Here is a 17584-nt window from a genome sequence, read left to right as displayed (position 1 = left end):
CAGGAGGGGCTTTGGCACTCGTTGCCGGCAACACGACGCGTCTGTGGACGCTTGTCGCGAAGGAGTTCTGGCGCAAAACGCGCCGGCGCCTTCGTGCCGGGCCTGCCTATCGCTGGCGATATTCCGGCCGCACGCCGGAACGTGTCCTGATCGCGCCGCCGGACCTGCGCCTGGCCGATCCGCAGATTGCGCTTGAGATCTACTACGGCCGTTACCCGCTGTCGGGGCATCTGGTCGAAACCGGCGGCAAATCGCCATTCCAGATCAACGTGCCCAATTACGGCTGGCAAAAGACGCTGCATGGCTTCCGCTGGCTGCGGCACATGCGGGCCGCCGGCACGGAGCTCGCCGCCGCGAACGCCCGCGCCCTGGTTTCCGACTGGATCGCCATGCATGGCAACCACATCACCGGCATCGCCTGGGAGCCCGGCACGACGGCCAAGCGTGTCATCGCCTGGCTGCAGCATTCCTCGGTCGTGCTGCAAGGCGCCGAGTTTCCCTTCTACCGGGCCTTCCTGAAATCGCTTGCCGTCCAGATCCGCTATCTGCGCTCGATGGCGCGCGAAATGCCGGATGGCAAGGACAGGCTGCGCGCCCGCATCGCGCTGGCCTTTGCCGCTTTGTCGCTGCCCGCGCCGGCATCGGCGCTGCGCGGCGCCACGCGCAACCTCGCGGAGGAACTCGACCACCAGATCCTCCCCGACGGCGGTCACATCTCGCGCAACCCGATGGCTGTCCTGGAAATCCTGGCCGACCTTCTGCCGCTGCGCCAGACCTATGCCAATCAGGCCGAGACGCCGCCACAGGCGCTGATGGGTGCCATTGACCGCATGCTGCCGGCGCTGCGTTTCTTTCGCCACCAGGACGGCAGCCTGGCCCGTTTCAACGGCATGGGCGCGACCATCCACGATCGCATCGCCACCATCCTGCGTCACGACGACACCGCCGGCGCGCCGCTGCTGCATGCGCCGCATTCCGGCTATGAGCGCTTGTCGATGGGCGGTGTCACGGTGATCGCCGACACCGGCCTGCCGCCGCCGATCGACGTGTCCAACGCGGCCCACGCCGGATGCCTCGCCTTCGAGATGTCCTCGGGACGCCAGCACTATATCGTCAATGCCGGCATCGACACCTATGGCGCCGCCGAGTTCCGGCCGCTGGCCCGGGCCACGGCCGCCCATTCGACCGCCACCATCAACGACACATCGTCGGCGCGTTTCAGCCACTCCCTGCGGCTCAACGACCTCCTCGGCTCACCGCTGATCGGGGGTCCGCGGCATGTTCCCTGCAAGCGGATCGACCAGAAGGGCGTCCACGGCTTCGTTGCCCGCCATGACGGCTATGTCCAGCGCTTCGGTTTTCTACACGAGCGCGAGATGAAACTGTCGACGAACGGCAATGTGCTGACCGGCAGGGACCGGTTCCAGAGGCCGGGCGGCGCGCCGGTCCGCAACAATGGCCGCGACTTCATCACCGTTCGTTTCCACATCCATCCCGACATCAACCTGTTCCAGGACGAGCATGACCGGCTGGTGCTGGCTGCCGAGGCCGCCGACAGCTGGGTGTTCACCTGCACCGAAGTGGCGCCTGAGGTCGAAGAATCGATCTATTTCGCCGGCCTTGGCGGCCCCCGCCGCAGCCGCCAGATCGTGCTTGCCTTCAAGGCATCGGATGTTTCCGAGGTCCATTGGCAACTGACGCGCACCAGCATCGCCGGCTATCCCGAAAACAACTGAGGCACTGGTGAGGCGAGCTTCCGGTTTGATTTCCGGGCGTCATGTGCTACGGCGCGCGGACCCTTCAAATCAGCCTTGAAAGGCCGCCAGCCATGGCCGTCGCCGCCAAGAACATTCCCGCGCCGGACCTCGTTCCGGTCCGCCGCGCCCTGCTTTCCGTTTTCGACAAGACCGGCCTCATCGATTTCGCCAGGGCGCTGGCCTCGGCCGGCGTCGAACTGGTTTCGACCGGCGGCACGGCCAGGGCGATCGCCGAGGCCGGCATGGCGGTGCGCGACGTCTCCGAACTGACCGCATTTCCGGAGATCATGGATGGCCGCGTCAAGACGCTGCACCCTTCGGTGCACGGCGCGCTGCTTGGCGTGCGCGACGACCCGGAGCATGCCGAGGCGATGCGCAAATACGGCATCGCGCCGATCGATCTCGTGGTCTGCAATCTCTACCCTTTCGAGGAAGTCCGCCGCTCCGGCGCCGACTACGCATCGATCGTCGAGAACATCGACATTGGCGGCCCGGCGATGATCCGTGCCTCGGCCAAGAACCACGCCTATGTCGCTGTCGTCACCGACCCCGCCGACTACGCCTCCGTGCTCAACGCGCTGGAGATGAACATCGGCTCGCTGTCGCTGGATTTCCGCAAGAAGCTGGCCGCCAAGGCCTTTGCCCGCACCGCCAGCTATGATGCCGCTATTTCCGGCTGGTTCGCCGAGGCGCTGGAGATCGAGCATCCGACATGGCGCGCCTTTGGCGGCCGGCTGGAATCCGTCATGCGCTATGGCGAGAACCCGCATCAGAACGCCGGCTTCTACGTCAATGGCGACAAGCGGCCAGGTGTCGCCACGGCGCGCCAGCTGCAAGGCAAGCAGCTTTCCTACAACAACATCAACGACACCGATGCCGCCTTCGAACTGGTTGGCGAATTCGATCCGGCCCGCTCGGCCGCCGTCGCCATCATCAAGCATGCCAACCCGTGCGGCGTCGCCGAGGACGCATCGCTGAAGGACGCCTACGCCAAGGCGCTGGCCTGCGACCCGGTTTCGGCCTTCGGCGGCATCGTCGCGGTCAACCGAATCCTCGACGCTGAGGCAGCCGAGGAGATCGTGAAGACCTTCACCGAAGTGATCATCGCGCCCGAGGCGACCGACGAGGCAGCGGCGATCATCGCGGCCAGGAAGAACCTGCGCCTCTTGGTCACTGGCGGCCTGCCGGATCCGCGCACGCCGGGCACGTCGGTCAAATCCGTTGCCGGCGGCCTGCTTGTGCAGGGCCGCGACAATGCGGTCGTCGACGATCTCGAATTGAAGGTGGTGACCAGGCGTTCGCCGACGCCAGCCGAAATGGCCGACCTGAAGTTCGCCTTCCGCATCGCCAAGCATGTCAAGTCCAACGCCATCGTCTACGTGAAGGATGGCGCGACGGTCGGCATCGGCGCCGGCCAGATGAGCCGTGTCGATTCCTCGCGCATCGCCGCGCGCAAGGCGCTCGACGCAGCGGAAGCGGCCGGACTTGCGGAATCCTTGACAAAGGGCTCGGTGGTCGCGTCCGACGCCTTCTTCCCCTTTGCCGACGGTCTCCTCTCGGCGATCGAAGCCGGCGCCACAGCCGTCATCCAGCCAGGCGGTTCGATGCGCGACGACGAGGTCATCGCGGCCGCCGACGCGCACGGCATCGCCATGGTGTTCACCGGCGTGAGACACTTCCGGCATTGAGCACTGCTTCTTCTCCCCTGGGGAGAAGAAGCACTACTGTTCCGCCGGCTTGTCTGCCGGATACGGCGTTCCCACCAATATGGCCATGCCGGCGGCGAGGAACAGGATGATGACCGCCATGCCAAGCCGGGGCGAGCCGCTGACGGCGGTGATCGTCGCCACCATGAACGGCGCCAGGAAACTGGTCGCCCTTCCAGCCAGCGCGTAGATGCCGAAGTAGCGGCCGGATTCAGCGGCGGTGACGCTGCGCGCCATGTAGGAGCGCGACGACGCCTGCACCGGCCCGAAGGCCACCCCGATCAGCAGGCCATAGAGGATGTAGGCTTTCTCGGCAGCGGTGGCGAACAGCCCGCCTGAATCGGTAGTCGGAAGCGGCAGGGCGCCGAACAGCGTGTAGCCCGGTCCGGTCGAGACGATGCCGACCGTGGCGATGCTCAGCAGCACCAGCGCGATCATCACCACCACTTTCGAACCGAAGGCGGTGTCGAGCCGGCTTGCGGCCAGGCAGCCGAAAATCGCAATGACGTTGAGGATGATGCCGAACAGACCGATCTCGGTGATCGACCAATGGAACATTCCCGCCGCGAAAGTGCCGCCTAGCGCAAGCAGCGCGTTGACGCCGTCCTGGTAGATCATGCGGGCGACGAGGAAGCGGAAGATGCCGACGCGGCGACGCACTTCGCCAAGCGTGGATTTCAGTTCCGACAAGCCCTCGCGTATCGCAGGCCGCATGGGAATGCCTTTTATGGCATCCGGCGTGAAGAAGAACATCGGCAGGATGAACAGGAAATACCAGGCAGCCGAGAGCGGTCCGGTGGCGCGCGCGTCCTCGCCCAGCTTCGGATCGAGCCCGAAGAGCGGGGTAATGCCGATGATCGTCTTGCCGGTTTCGGGCGAGCCGGCCAGGCAGGTGACGACGAAAATCAGCGCGATCATGCCGCCGAGATAGCCCAGGCCCCAGGCGGTGTTGGAGATGCGGCCGATCTCGCTCTTCGGCACCAGGCGCGGCATCATCGAATCGTTGAACACGGTCGAGAATTCGGCGGCGACCGAGGCCAGGGAAAACAACAGCACGACCATGAACAGGTTCGAGCCCGGCGCGGCAAGCCAGAGCAGGCAGAGGCAGGTGATCTTGATCGTGGCGAAGAACGCGATCCAGGGCTTGCGAGGCCCGGTCTGGTCGGCGACCGAACCGAGGATTGGCGACAGTACGGCGATGACAAGGCCTGCCAAGGCGATGCCGTAGCCCCATGCTGCCTGACCGGTCACCGGATCGCCCGCCATGCGCGAGACGAAATAGGGCCCGAAGATGAAAGTGGTGACGACCGTGAAGAACGGCTGTGCCGCCCAGTCGAAGAACATCCAGCCCCAGATGCCGCGTCCCGACGCCCGCTGCACTGTCTCTACCGCCATGATGATTCCCCTGGCACCCGCCCGTGTCGGCGCCATGTCTGCATGTTTCGAATGCTCATGCAAATGACAAGCGTCGCGCCGCCCTTCATTGTCCTGCCGGACCTTCGTCGCTCGAAAAGCCAAGCAATTGGCTTTTCGTCCGCCGCGCGGATCACTCCTCAACTCCACGTCTGGTGATGGGGAGAAAGACGCTGTCGCGGAGCATTTCGCCGATTGTCGACGTCACGGACTCGGCGTCGGCCTAACGATACGGGGAGAGGGTGGCGGCAGCCGGATGAGGGGCGGCGCCAACCTCCGCAAGAACGCCTCACATCCCCGTCAGATCACTCATCAACCCGGATGCGACCGACAGCCGAGACACGGTGATGTCGCCGCCCTCGGTCAGCGCCTGCAGCCGCTCGCGAATGCGTGCGACCCGCTCGCCCCCGGCTTCCAGCCAGGCTGCCACCGGGTCCGCGGCATCGGAATGCCCGGTGAGCGCGGCCACCGCAATGCCGCGCCGGGCCGCTCCGATCGTGTCCGTGGCGCGGGACAGCGCAAGCTGGTCGTAATAATCCGACGGCGTGATGGAGCGCGCTGCATCCTCGACGCGGGGAATGCGGAAGGCGTCGCTGACCGCGAAGAACGCCTTGGCAGCCGCGACGATGTCGGCGCCTGCCGTGCGCGCTGTCAGTGCGATGTCGGGTATGAGTTCCGCCACCTCGCTCAGCGCCAGCTGCTCGGCCAGCCTGTCGGGAGCACCGCCCTTGAACAGGCCGTGCCGCTTCTCCTCGATCCGCTCGCGCGAGAACACCGGCAGCAGCGACACGAGCTTGGGCTCCAGCGCCTTGCGCGCATCCTGCAACTCGGCGATGCGCTGGGCCAATGGCGCCGTGCCGGCGTCGTTCTTCAGATACCAGCCGCTGGTCACATAGATCAGCCGGCTTACCATCTGGTAGAGGTCGAGTTGCACCTGGCCGTCGATCTGATTGTCGAGCGCATCGATTTCACGATAGAGCGCCGGCAAGCCAAAACCGTCGCGCACCACCGCGAAGGTGCGCACCACGTCGGCGGCGGTCCGGCCGGTCGCTTCCTGCAGCCTGTTGACGAAGGAAGGGCCTCCTCGATTGACGAGATCGTTGGCGACGACACGGGCGATGATCTCGCGGCGCAGCCGGTGGCCGTGGATTTCGGCGGCGTATTTCTTCGCCATGCGGTCGGGGAAATAGGCCATCAGGTCGCGGTCGAAATGTGGCTCGTCCGGCACGTCGCTGGCGACGATGTCGGAAAACAGCACGATCTTGGCATAGGCCAGAAGCACGCCGAGTTCGGCCCGGGTTAGCGGCTCGCCGCGCGCCTCGCGCTCGGCAAGGGCTGCCGGCGACGGCAGCGTCTCCACGGCGCGGTCGAGCAGGCCGCGCGCCTCCAGCGCCGTCATGAACCGGCTCTGGTGCGCAATGTCGGCAAGGCCGCGCTTGCGGGCGATGGAGAGCGCCAGCGTCTGCTCGTAGTTGTTGGACAGCACCAGGGCACCGACCTCGCCGGTCATCTCCGCAAGCAGCTTGTTGCGTGCCGGCCGCGTCAGCGCTCCCTTGCGCATGGCGGACGCCAGCGCGATCTTGATGTTGACCTCGACGTCCGAGCAGTTGACGCCGCCCGAATTGTCGATGGCGTCGGAATTGCAGCGGCCGCCATTCATGCCGAATTCGATACGCGCCCGCTGCGTGACGCCGAGATTGGCGCCCTCCCCGATCACCTTGGCGCGGACGTCGAGCGCCGTGATGCGGATGGCATCGTTGGCGCGGTCACCGACCTCGGCGTTGGTTTCGCTCGAAGCCCGCAGATACGTGCCGATGCCGCCGAACCACAGGAGGTCGACCGGTGCCTTGAGGATGGCGGTCATGATCTCGACCGGCGTGGCGGTCGTCTTGCCAAGGCCGATCGCCGCCGCCGCCGCCGCCGGCAAGGTGATCGATTTCTGGTTGCGCGAAACGATGATGCCGCCTTGCGACAGCTTGGTCTTGTCGTAGTCCTGCCAACTCGAGCGCGGCAGGGCGAACATGCGCTCGCGTTCTGCCATCGACGCCGCCATGTCCGGATCGGGATCGATGAAGATGTCGCGATGGTCGAAGGCCGCGATCAGCCTTGTCTTGGGCGACAACAGCATGCCATTGCCGAACACGTCGCCCGACATGTCGCCCACGCCGACGACTGTGAAGGGCGAGGTCTGGATATCGCGGTTGATCTCGCGGAAATGCCGCTTGACCGCCTCCCATGCCCCCTTGGCGGTGATGCCCATCTTCTTGTGGTCGTAACCGGCCGAGCCGCCGCTGGCGAAGGCATCGTCGAGCCAGAAGCCATGCTGCTCGGAAATGGCGTTGGCGGTGTCGGAGAAGGTCGCCGTGCCCTTGTCGGCGGCGACGACGAAATAGGGATCGTCGGGGTCGCGCCTGACCACCCCGGCAGGCGGGATGACGCCGTCGATGCCGATATTGTCGGTGATAGACAACAGGCTGGAGACAAAGTTCTTGTAAGCCGATGTGCCGGCCTCGAAGATCGCGTCGCGACCGGCGCTCATCGGCAGTTTCTTCGGATAGAAGCCGCCCTTGGCGCCGACCGGCACGATGACCGCGTTCTTGACCTGCTGCGCCTTGACTAGGCCCAGCACCTCGGTGCGATAGTCCTGCGCGCGGTCCGACCAGCGCAGGCCGCCACGCGCCACCGGGCCGAAGCGCAGATGCAGGCCCTCGACTTCGGAACCATAGACGAAGATCTCCCGCCACGGCCGCGGCGCCGGCAAACCCTCGACCGCGTGCGACTCGAGCTTGATCGCCAGCGACTGCCCCTTTTGCTTTGTATCGGCGACGAAATGATTGGTGCGCAGCGAGGCTTCGATCAGGTTGAGGTACCGCCGGATGATCGTGTCGTCATCGATGTTCGGCACCTCCTCCAGCGCGTCCTTGATCTTGGCCTTGAGATGCTTCGCCGCCACCACGCCTTCGCCCTCGGCCGTGGGGCCAAGCCTCGCGATGAACAGGGCATGCAGGCCGCGCGCGATGTCGGGATAGCGGTTGAGCGCGGCCGCTATGAAGTCCTGGCTTTGCGGGATGCCGACCTGCTGCAAATAGCGGCCATAGGCGCGCAGGATGGTGATCTCGCCCGACCACAGGCCGGCTGTCTGGGCAAGGCCATTATAGCCGTCATTGTCGACGTCGCCGCGCCAGACGGACAGGAATGCGTCCTCGAACAGCGCGCCGCCATCGGCAAGGTCGATCGGCTTGCCGTAGCTGTTCTCCAGCTCCATGTCATGGATGAAGACCATGCCGGACTGCTCGTCGCCGACCTCGAAAGTGCGTTCGCTGATGACGCGGAAACCGATGTTTTCCAGCACCGGCACGCGCCGCGACAACGCCACCGGCGCGCCGTGATGATAGATTTTCAACGCCGCCTGCTGCGGCTTCTGATGGGCATGACGATAATAGTCGATGGCGATCGGATTGCTGGCGCTGATCCTGGCGATGCGCCCGGCATCGACCAGCGCCACGGTGGGCGAGAAACTGTCGCGATAACTTTCCGAAAAGCGTGAGGCGATGGCGGTGAGCGCGGCATCGGCGCCGGCCTCGGCCGCGGTCTCGCGCAGCGCGTCATCCCAGGTCCGCACGATGTCGCGGATCGCCGCCTCGATCGTCGCTTGCTCGACCTTGGGCGTCTTGCCGCCGGAGCGACCGATGATGAAATGGACGCGCGCCAGCCCGCCTTCTGGGAAGGCCGGATAATAGGCCGACAGCCTGCCCTGGAACACGGTCTTGAGGTAGGTGCCGACCTTCTCGCGCACCTCGCTGTCGTAGCGATCGCGCGGGACGAAGACGAGGATCGAGACGAAACGGTCGAATTGGTCGACGCGCACCAGCGCGCGCACGCGCGGCCGTTCGACCAGTCCCAGGATGGCTTCGGCGTGTTTGCGCAGGACCGGCACCGGCACCTGGAACAGTTCGTCGCGCGGATAGCTTTCCAGCACGTTGATCAGCGCCTTGCCGGAATGGTCGCCCGGATTGAAACCGGATTTGGCGATGATGGTTTCGGCCTTCGAGCGCAGGTAGGGGATTTTCATCACCGAGCGCGTGTACGCGGTCGAGGTGAACAGGCCGACGATGCGCAGTTCGCCCGAAAGCGCGCCCTTGGCGGTGTAGGTCTTGACGCCGACATAGTCGAGATAGATGCGGCGATGCACCGCCGACTTGGCATTGGCCTTGGTGACGATCAGCGGCTCGGGCCCGTGCAGGAAGGCGCGGATTTCGGGCGTCGTCGTCACCGCTTCCGTGCCGCGCCTGAGCACCAGCACATCGGGATCGCTCAGGATGCCGAGGCCGGCCTTGTCGGCGCGTTCCAGCGTGCCGCTCTTCTCGCCGCCGGTGTATTTGAACTCGCGCATTCCGAGGAAGGTGAAATTGTCATCGCGCAGCCATTCGAGGAAGGCGATCGCCTCGGTGACATGGGCCTTGTCGAGCGGCACTGGCGAATAGCGGAATTCCGAGATCGCCTGGTCAAGGCGGGCCAGCATCGGCTTCCAGTCGGTGACGGCGGCACGCACCTGCGACAGAATCTTCTTCAGCCGCGCGGCCAACCCCTCCGCCTGCTCGGCGGAGAGCCGGCTGATGTGGACGTGGACGACGCTCAGCCGGTCGTGGTTGTGATCGTCCTTGGCAAAGCCGCCATCGCCGAGAATTTCGTCGACGCCGGCCTTGCCGTGCTTCACGACGACGACCGGGTGGGTGACCAGCAGCGGCTCACCGGCGCTCTCGGTGATTTCGCCGAGGATGGAATCGAAAAGGAACGGCATGTTGTCGTTGACGACGGTGATGATGGTCATCGGCCGACCCTGCCGGACGACACCCGAATCGACATCTATGGCAACGACGCAATCGCCCTTCTTGTGCCGGGCGACGGCGCGGCCGGCGAGGTCGGCGGCACGTTCGAGATCGGCGACATCATAGGCGGCGACATCCTCCGCGGGGGCTCGGGCAAGCAGGTAATCGGCGAGCCTGCCGGGTTTTTCGCCCGCCTTTGCAACAGACCCGTTTGTCGAGCTTGCCTTTGCCGCGCTCGTCTTTTTTGGGCCAGTTGCCGATTTCAGGCTTGCCATGATGCCAATTTCCTCCCGTCACATGCTTTTACGACTATCGTAGCAGATGACCGGTATTTGGCGACAAAGGTTTGACGGCTTGCCAACAAATATCGAATTTCATCGGAAAATCGCAAGAGAATGAGGAAAAAAGCTCCATGTCCGGCAAAATCACCGCGCTCGACCTCGCCGCCGCCGAGCTCGGCGAGGCGACAAAAACCTACTTCTCCAAATGCGAGGAGAAACTCGGCCTCGTTCCCAATGTGCTCAGGGCCTATGCCTTCGACGAGAAGAAACTGCGCGCCTTCACCGACATGTACAACGACCTGATGCTGGGCGAATCCGGCCTGTCGAAACTGGAGCGCGAGATGATCGCGGTCGCCGTCTCCTCGATCAATCATTGCTATTATTGCCTGACCGCGCATGGCGCGGCCGTACGTCAGCTGTCCGGGGACCCGGCGCTCGGCGAGATGATGGTGATGAATTTCCGAGCCGCCGATCTTTCGCCCAGGCAGACCGCAATGCTCGAATTCGCGGTCAAGCTGACCGAAGAGCCGGCTAAGATCATTGAAGCCGACCGGGCGGCTTTGCGCGAAGCCGGCTTTTCCGACCGTGACATCTGGGACATCGCCTCGACCGCGGCCTTCTTCAACATGTCGAACCGGGTGGCCGCGGCCATCGACATGCGGCCGAACGACGAATACCACGCCATGGCGCGATAGCAGCTCTCTTCTCCCCGTTTATGGGGAAGATGCCGGCAGGCGGATGTGGGGCGGCGCCAACGTTTGCGGATCAAAGACCAGCCTCGACGCGGCCCCTCACCCGGCCCTTCGGGCTACCCTCTCCCCGTAAACGGGGCGAGGGGAATCAGCGCGCCGCGATCGCCGCCGCCGCACCTGCCATGGTCGAGGCGCTGACACGGTTTGCGATCTTCATGGCGCGCTTGCTCTTCAACAGCCTGCGCGCCTGCGAGGCGGCAAGCACCCAGGCGAGATCGATGGCGATGAGGACCACGGCCATGGTCAGGGTCAGCTCGACCCAGCCGACCACGGTCACCGAGGCGAGGTCGATGATCGTCGGCAGCAGTGCCAGGTAGAACATCATGATCTTGGGATTGCCGAGCGTGACGGTCATGCCGGCGAAGAAAAGCTTCACGGCCGAATCCTCACGCGGCATCTCGCCTTCTTTCGCGTCGACGGGCGCGGTCCACATCTTCCAGGCCAGATAGGCGAGATAGGCGACGCCAACCCATTTCAAGACGACGAAGGCGAAGTGGAATGTCTGCGCCACGACAGCGAGGCCGAACACAGCCAACGACAGCCAGATGCCCTCGCCGATCCACATGGCGAGCAGGAACGGAAACACGTCGCGAAACCCCTTCGAGATGACACGCGCGACAAGTGCGGCGATCGACGGGCCGGGGGAGCCGGCGGCGACGAACAGCGCCGCGGCGAAGATCAGGAGGGAGGTGAGGTGCATGGCGAGGATCTCTGTTTGAAAACCTTCGATATCAGACATTAGCGCAAGTGACTGAGCGACGGTAGCGCCGACGAGGAGCCACTTGCCCACCCAGCATCACCCGGCTAGAGAAGCCGTCCCGACATCCATTTCGAGCGTCACTTTGCCTCAGTAACCGCCGGTCTCGTCAACTCCACTGACACACCGCGAGGCGTCGCATTGGCGGCGTCTGCTTATTTCATGTGTTCCTCAGGCGGCGGTTCGTGACCGGTTTGGCACTGCTGAACCGCTGTCGCGCGCTTTGCGCCGTGACGCCTGATCTTTCCATTGCCGCAGCCTCTCGCCACGCCGTGCCCGCATGGGCATCTCGACATCGCCGGCCTGAAGAACTTCCCGACGGGAAGGACTTTTCGGCATGTCTGGTTACTTGCGTATCCGCTGGACGATCACCCCCGGCACCGCGCCTCAACCGCTCATCAACTGCAATCGCTGCGGCACTCTCAAGGCCTATCGCTGCAGCGGCAAATTCCGCGTCAACGCCAACGGCAAACGCATCGACGTGTGGTTGATCTATTGCTGCATGGACTGCGACAACTCCTGGAATTTCGGCATTATGGAGCGTTGCAACCGGCGCGACATCGACCCGGCGCGGCTGGCGGCGCTCGAACGCAACGATCCGGGGCTGGCACGGCGCCATGCTTTCGATGTGGTCGCGCTGCGGCGCCAGGCCGGGCGCGTCGAGGAGTTTCCCGATGTCGCCGTGCGCAAGGAAGTGCTTGAAGGCAACCGGGAAAGCGCGGCGGTCCTGGAACTCCGGCTTGGGCTGGAAATGTCGACATCGCTCCGGCTCGACCGCCTGATTTCCAGCGAACTCGCCATGCCGCGCTCGCGGCTCCAGGGGCTGGAGGAGAGGCGGTTGCTGATCGTCGATCCGCAGGGAGCCAAAGCCATGCGCAAACCGGTTCGTCAGGGAACCGCGGTGCGCATCGATCTCGCGGGCGAGGACGATCGGCAAGCCATCATTTGGGCGGCCGGCGGTTGAACGAAAAGAGGGGCGGAGCCACCGGTGCTCCGCCCCTCCTGAACTCTCGGAAACTGAAGAATCAGGCCGCGCCGACCACTTTCGACGACTTCTCGAAGCGCTTGCGCTCGTTCGGGTCGAGATAGAGTTTGCGCAGGCGGATGGTCTTTGGCGTCACCTCGACCAGTTCGTCGTCCTGGATCCAGGCCAAGGCCTTCTCCAGCGTCATGCGGATCGGCGGGGTCAGCTTCACTGCTTCGTCCTTGCCGGCGGCGCGGATGTTGGTGAGCTTCTTGCCCTTTAGCACGTTCACTTCGAGGTCGTTGTCGCGGCTGTGGATGCCAATGATCATGCCCTGATAGACCTTGACGCCGGGGTCGATCACCATCGGGCCGCGGTCTTCCAGGTTCCACATGGCGTAAGCGACGGCCTCGCCCTGCTCGTTGGAGATAAGCACGCCATTGGTGCGGCCCGGCAACTCGCCCTTGTAGGGCTCATAGGCATGGAAAAGCCGGTTCATCACGGCGGTGCCGCGCGTGTCGGTCAAGAGCTCCGACTGGTAGCCGATCAGGCCGCGTGTCGGCGCATGGAAGACGATGCGCTGGCGGTTGCCGCCGGATGGGCGCAGCTCGACCATCTCGGCCTTGCGCTCCGACATCTTCTGCACGACGACGCCGGCATGTTCCTCGTCGACGTCGATGACGACTTCCTCGACCGGCTCCAGCAATTCGCCGTTCTCGCCCTTCTGCATGACGACGCGTGGCCGCGAAACGGCGATTTCAAAGCCTTCGCGGCGCATCGTCTCGATCAGCACGGCCAGCTGCAATTCGCCACGGCCGGAGACGAAGAACGAATCCTTGTCCGGCGATTCCTCGATCTTGAGCGCGACATTGCCTTCGGCCTCGCGCAGCAGGCGATCGCGGATGACGCGGCTGGTCACCTTGTCGCCTTCGGTGCCGGCGAGCGGGCTGTCATTGACGAGGAAGGACATGGTCACGGTCGGCGGATCGATCGGCTGCGCATGCAGCGGCTCGGTCACCGAAGGGTCGCAGAACGTGTCGGCGACGGTGCCCTTTGACAGGCCGGCAATGGCGACGATGTCGCCAGCCTGCGCTTCGTCGATCGGCTGGCGTTCAAGCCCCCGGAAGGCGAGGATCTTGGAGATGCGGCCGGTTTCCACCAGCGTGCCGTCATGGTGCAGCACCTTGACCGGCTGGTTGGACTTCAGCGTGCCCGATTCGATGCGGCCGGTGATGATGCGGCCGAGGAAGGGGTTGGCTTCCAGGATGGTGCCGATCATGCGGAACGGGCCGGGATGAACGGTCGGCGCCGGCACATGCTTGATGACGAGATCGAACAGCGGCGCAAGGCCCTGGTCCTTCGGACCTTCGGGGTTCTCCGAGACCCAGCCGTCGCGGCCCGAACCGTAGAGGATCGGGAAGTCGAGCTGGTCGTCGGTAGCGTCGAGTGCCGCGAACAGATCGAACACCTCGTTGACCACTTCGACGTGACGAGCGTCCGGACGGTCGATCTTGTTGATGACGACGATCGGCTTCAGGCCGACCTTCAGCGCCTTGCCGACGACGAACTTGGTCTGCGGCATCGGGCCCTCGGCGGCGTCGACCAGCACGATGGCCGAATCCACCATCGACAGGATGCGCTCGACCTCGCCGCCGAAATCGGCGTGGCCGGGCGTGTCGACGATGTTGATGCGCGTGTCCTTCCAGTCGACCGAAGTCGCCTTGGCCAGGATGGTGATGCCGCGTTCCTTTTCGAGGTCGTTGGAATCCATGGCGCGTTCGGCGACGCGCTGGTTGTCGCGGAAGGAGCCGGACTGCTTCAAAAGCTGGTCGACCAGGGTGGTCTTTCCATGGTCGACGTGCGCGATGATCGCGATATTACGAATTTTCATGTTCTGGTCTCGGAAGCGTTGCAGGCAGCAGGCCGAAGGCGCTGCCTCTTTCGGTTGCGCGGCTCATACAGGGTTTTTCGCAGTTGCGAAAGAGGAAGCGCGACACCAAATACTCATCAAATCTTAAGCATCTGCGTGTGAGATGATTTTGTTAACCAAGGCGGGAACCTTCGCGGCCCCGGACAGTTCGAACCTCATGACCGACAAACTCACACGTTTCTGGCCACTTATCGCGTCCGCGGCATTTGCCGTCCTGCTGGCGGTCAACGCCGCGCAGTCAGCCGCGACGCGCAACGATGCGCGCACGGTTCTGCCGCCGGATACAACGTCGGCCGAGCAGGTCTATGCCAACGCCCCCGACGGCGTCGACCCCATCGTGACGGGACCCGTCAGCACCGCCTTCAGGCAAAGGCAGGATGCCGCCAACTGCGAAACCGCTGTGTGGCCAAACATTCCTATGGTTTGCTACCCGAACTAATCTATATCGCCATCAAACCATGTCAGGGCCGGCAACGCCGGCCCTCGGCTCAGGCCGCCTGAGGTTCAGGATCGAAGGCCGGGCGGCTGGTGTTGATGAGCAGCGAGATGCAGGCGGCGGCTATTGCCGTCATGCCGGCGATGAGGAAGGCTAGCTGGTAATTGCCTTGCAACTCCCGCATCGTGCCGCCGAAGGCCGCGGCAGACGCCGCACCGATCTGGTGGCCAGCCACGATCCAGCCGAAGACGATGGGACCGCTGCGGTCGCCGAATGCCTCGTTGGCCAGCCTCAGTGTCGGCGGCACGGTGGCGATCCAGTCAAGTCCATAGAGCACGGCGAAGATGATCAGGCTGACCGCGGAGAAACCGGAATAGGGCAGGTAGATCAGCGACAGGCCCCGGATCGCATAATAGAATCCAAGCAGCTTGCGCGGGTCGAAGCGGTCGGTGAGCCAGCCCGACAGCGTGGTGCCGATCAGGTCGAAAATACCCATCATGGACAGCAGGCCGGCGGCCTGGACCTCACCGATACCCATGTCGCCGCAGAAGGCGATCAGATGCGTGCCGACCAGTCCGTTGGTGGTGAAACCGCAGACGAAGAAGGTCGCGAAAAGATACCAGAACACCCGCGTGCCGGCGGCACGGCGCAGCGTGTTTAACGTATGAGCGAGGAAATTGCCTTGCGAGGCCGGCGGTGTCGGCGGCACGTCGTCGGGCTCCGCGCCAAAGCGCACCATGCCGATGGACGCCGGCCTCTCCGGCACCAGCAGCCAGACCAGTGGGATAAGGCAGGCGGTGGCGACAGCCACGGCGACGGCCACCGGCTTCCAGCCGCCCGACTGTGCCAGTGCCGCCAGCAGCGGCAGGAAAACCAGCAGGCCTGTGGCGCTGGAGGCCGACATCAACCCCATGACCAGGCCGCGATTGGTCTTGAACCAGCGATTGACGATGGTGGCGCCGAGCACGCTGGCGACCGCGCCGGAACCGATGCCCGAAAACACGCCCCAAGTGATGAACAGATGCCAGGGCTTGGTCATCAGCAGGCTAAGAGCGGTCGAGGCCGACATCACCACGAGCGACGCCAGCAGCGTGCGACGCAGCCCGATACGTTCCATCAGGGCCGCGGCGAATGGTCCGGTCAGGCCATAGAGCAGGATGCCGATGCCGGCGGCAAGGGAGACGACATCGCGCCGCCAGCCAAAACTGTCCTCAAGCGGCAGCATCATCACAGCGGGTGCGGAACGAAGCCCGGCCGCGATCAGCAGGCAAAGGAAGATGACGGCGACCACAACGAACGCGTAGCGCTGGCCAAAGGGACGGGACTGAGCTATCATGTTACTGACCGGTACGTTGCAGTTGGGCCTATTTGTACGTACCGATCGGTAACATTGTCAAGCGAGTCACCGGATGCCATCGGACAATAATATTGAACCAACCATCAAGGATGGAAACGCATCGGCCCCGCTGAAGGCTGGCGAAAAGATCCTCGACGTGGCGCGTGACCTGTTCTACCGGGAGGGCATCAGGGCGGTCGGCGTCGACGAAATCGTCAAGCGCGCCGGCGTCACCAAGCCCAGCCTCTACCGCAGCTTCCCGTCGAAGGACGAGCTCGCCGCCTCCTATCTCAGGCAATACGATCTCGAATTCTGGGCCCGTTTCGACGAAGCCGTCGACGCCCATCCGGGTCATCCTCGCGCGCAGATCATCGCCTTCCTGACCCGCGTCGGCAAGCGCACGCAGATGCCGCAATATCGCGGCTGCGGCATGACCAACGCGGCGGTCGAATATCCTGAACATGGCCATCCCGCCCGCGTCGTCAGCGAGGCCAACAAGCAGGAACTGCGCCGCCGCCTGCGCGCCATGGCCACGGCAATGGGTGCCGACGATGCCGATACGCTGGGCGACGGTCTGCTGCTGTTGATCGAGGGGGCCTATATCAGCGGCCAGTTGTTCGGCCTCGGCGGCCCCGCCCAATCGGTCGCCCGCAACGCCGACCTGCTGATCGAGGCGAGCTTGAAGAAATAGCGTTTGGCGGTACGCTGCGGCGGCTCGAAACGGAGTTGTCGCCATGCGCGCGCTGCTGATCCCCATCGTCCTCGCTGGCCTTTGCCATGCGGCGCGGGCCGGCGAGATCTCCAGTGTCTACACCGATCTCGACTGGAAGAAGGACTGCGTGACCTATGCGCGGTCCGGGCAAGGCGACGGCGACTGGGCCGACCTCACCTGCCCCGGCTATCGCGGCTATGCCGTGCTCATCGCCTATGACGACAACAGGGAATCGCTGTTCTACGGCTTCCCGCCCAGCGACATGACCTCGGTGTGGGAAAGCTTTTCCGGCTTCAATTCGGCTGGCCCCAAGGTCGAGTGGCGCATCGAGACCAGCGGCGGCACCGCGGTGCCCTTCGCGGCCATCCATCGCCGCTCGGTCAGCGGTGCCGAGGATGCCGACAAGAAAACCGACGTCCTGGTTGTCGCCAAGGTCGGCCAGATGGAGGCGCGCGACGGCTGCACCATCGGCCTGGTGCTGGCCACCGGCAATCCCGACGCCAACGACCAGGCGCGCAAGCTTGCCGACGACAAGGCCCGCGCATTCGCCTGCGGCAAGGACCGCCACAGCGTCATCGGCAACGTGCCGGCTTTCGGCCGTGTCGATAACTGAGAGACTCGTCGTTGCATGCAACGCATTGACCAAGAAGCGTCGGCAGGCGGATGAGGGGCAGCGCTGCGTTCGAAACTGTTCGCAGCTCCAGGTGTCGC

At 64.5% G+C, this 17584-nt stretch carries 12 protein-coding genes; 7 read left to right on the top strand and 5 right to left on the bottom strand.

Translation table 11 applies throughout. The annotated features are described in order from the left end of the window. Positions 1 to 11: 11 nt before the first annotated feature. Positions 12 to 1736: a heparinase II/III family protein gene (locus ACO07C_RS19080; protein WP_421915716.1), complete on the top strand. Its 1725-nt coding sequence runs from the start codon at positions 12 to 14 to the stop codon at positions 1734 to 1736. A gap of 92 nt (positions 1737 to 1828) precedes the next feature. Continuing rightward, a complete protein-coding gene (gene purH, locus ACO07C_RS19075; RefSeq protein ID WP_421915715.1) occupies positions 1829 to 3445 on the top strand; it encodes a bifunctional phosphoribosylaminoimidazolecarboxamide formyltransferase/IMP cyclohydrolase in 1617 nt (538 codons plus the stop codon). A 33-nt stretch (positions 3446 to 3478) separates the two neighbouring features. Here the strand turns inward: purH and ACO07C_RS19070 are convergent, their stop codons facing one another. Both ACO07C_RS19070 and ACO07C_RS19065 read right to left on the bottom strand, forming a co-directional pair. Further along, positions 3479 to 4858: an MFS transporter gene (locus ACO07C_RS19070; RefSeq protein ID WP_421915714.1), complete on the bottom strand. Its 1380-nt coding sequence runs from the start codon at positions 4856 to 4858 to the stop codon at positions 3479 to 3481. A gap of 307 nt (positions 4859 to 5165) precedes the next feature. Next, positions 5166 to 9980 (bottom strand): NAD-glutamate dehydrogenase, encoded by a 4815-nt coding sequence (locus ACO07C_RS19065; protein ID WP_421915713.1) that lies wholly within the window; start codon positions 9978 to 9980, stop codon positions 5166 to 5168. Between the two features lie 137 nt (positions 9981 to 10117). Here ACO07C_RS19065 and ACO07C_RS19060 point away from each other — a divergent pair, with 137 nt between their 5' ends. Further along, a complete protein-coding gene (locus ACO07C_RS19060; protein WP_421915711.1) occupies positions 10118 to 10681 on the top strand; it encodes a peroxidase-related enzyme in 564 nt (187 codons plus the stop codon). Between the two features lie 145 nt (positions 10682 to 10826). Here the strand turns inward: ACO07C_RS19060 and ACO07C_RS19055 are convergent, their stop codons facing one another. Beyond that, positions 10827 to 11438: a LysE family translocator gene (locus ACO07C_RS19055; protein ID WP_421915710.1), complete on the bottom strand. Its 612-nt coding sequence runs from the start codon at positions 11436 to 11438 to the stop codon at positions 10827 to 10829. A gap of 394 nt (positions 11439 to 11832) precedes the next feature. Between ACO07C_RS19055 and ACO07C_RS19050 the strand changes: the two genes are divergently transcribed. Next, positions 11833 to 12459, top strand: a complete 627-nt coding sequence (locus ACO07C_RS19050; RefSeq protein ID WP_421915708.1) for a DUF1062 domain-containing protein — start codon at positions 11833 to 11835, stop codon at positions 12457 to 12459. A 61-nt stretch (positions 12460 to 12520) separates the two neighbouring features. Here the strand turns inward: ACO07C_RS19050 and typA are convergent, their stop codons facing one another. Further along, the gene (gene typA / locus ACO07C_RS19045; RefSeq protein WP_421915707.1) at positions 12521 to 14350 is read right to left on the bottom strand and encodes a translational GTPase TypA; all 1830 of its coding nucleotides are present in this window, start codon (positions 14348 to 14350) and stop codon (positions 12521 to 12523) included. A 196-nt stretch (positions 14351 to 14546) separates the two neighbouring features. Between typA and ACO07C_RS19040 the strand changes: the two genes are divergently transcribed. Then, positions 14547 to 14828: a hypothetical protein gene (locus ACO07C_RS19040; RefSeq protein ID WP_421915706.1), complete on the top strand. Its 282-nt coding sequence runs from the start codon at positions 14547 to 14549 to the stop codon at positions 14826 to 14828. 49 nt (positions 14829 to 14877) lie between these two features. Here ACO07C_RS19040 and ACO07C_RS19035 read toward each other — a convergent pair whose 3' ends face one another. Then, positions 14878 to 16161 (bottom strand): MFS transporter, encoded by a 1284-nt coding sequence (locus ACO07C_RS19035; protein WP_421915705.1) that lies wholly within the window; start codon positions 16159 to 16161, stop codon positions 14878 to 14880. A gap of 73 nt (positions 16162 to 16234) precedes the next feature. Between ACO07C_RS19035 and ACO07C_RS19030 the strand changes: the two genes are divergently transcribed. Then, positions 16235 to 16852 (top strand): TetR/AcrR family transcriptional regulator, encoded by a 618-nt coding sequence (locus ACO07C_RS19030; protein ID WP_421915704.1) that lies wholly within the window; start codon positions 16235 to 16237, stop codon positions 16850 to 16852. 43 nt (positions 16853 to 16895) lie between these two features. Further along, positions 16896 to 17486 carry a hypothetical protein gene (locus ACO07C_RS19025; RefSeq protein WP_421915703.1) on the top strand — a complete coding sequence of 197 codons (591 nt, stop codon included), beginning with the start codon at positions 16896 to 16898 and terminating at the stop codon, positions 17484 to 17486. Positions 17487 to 17584 lie beyond the last annotated feature (98 nt).

The sequence above is a fragment of the Mesorhizobium sp. genome, from assembly GCF_965229135.1.
Classification (GTDB): Bacteria; Pseudomonadota; Alphaproteobacteria; order Rhizobiales; family Rhizobiaceae; genus Mesorhizobium.
The sequence above is the reverse complement of the archived record's forward strand: the minus strand, read 5'-3'. Positions and strand labels throughout refer to the sequence as shown.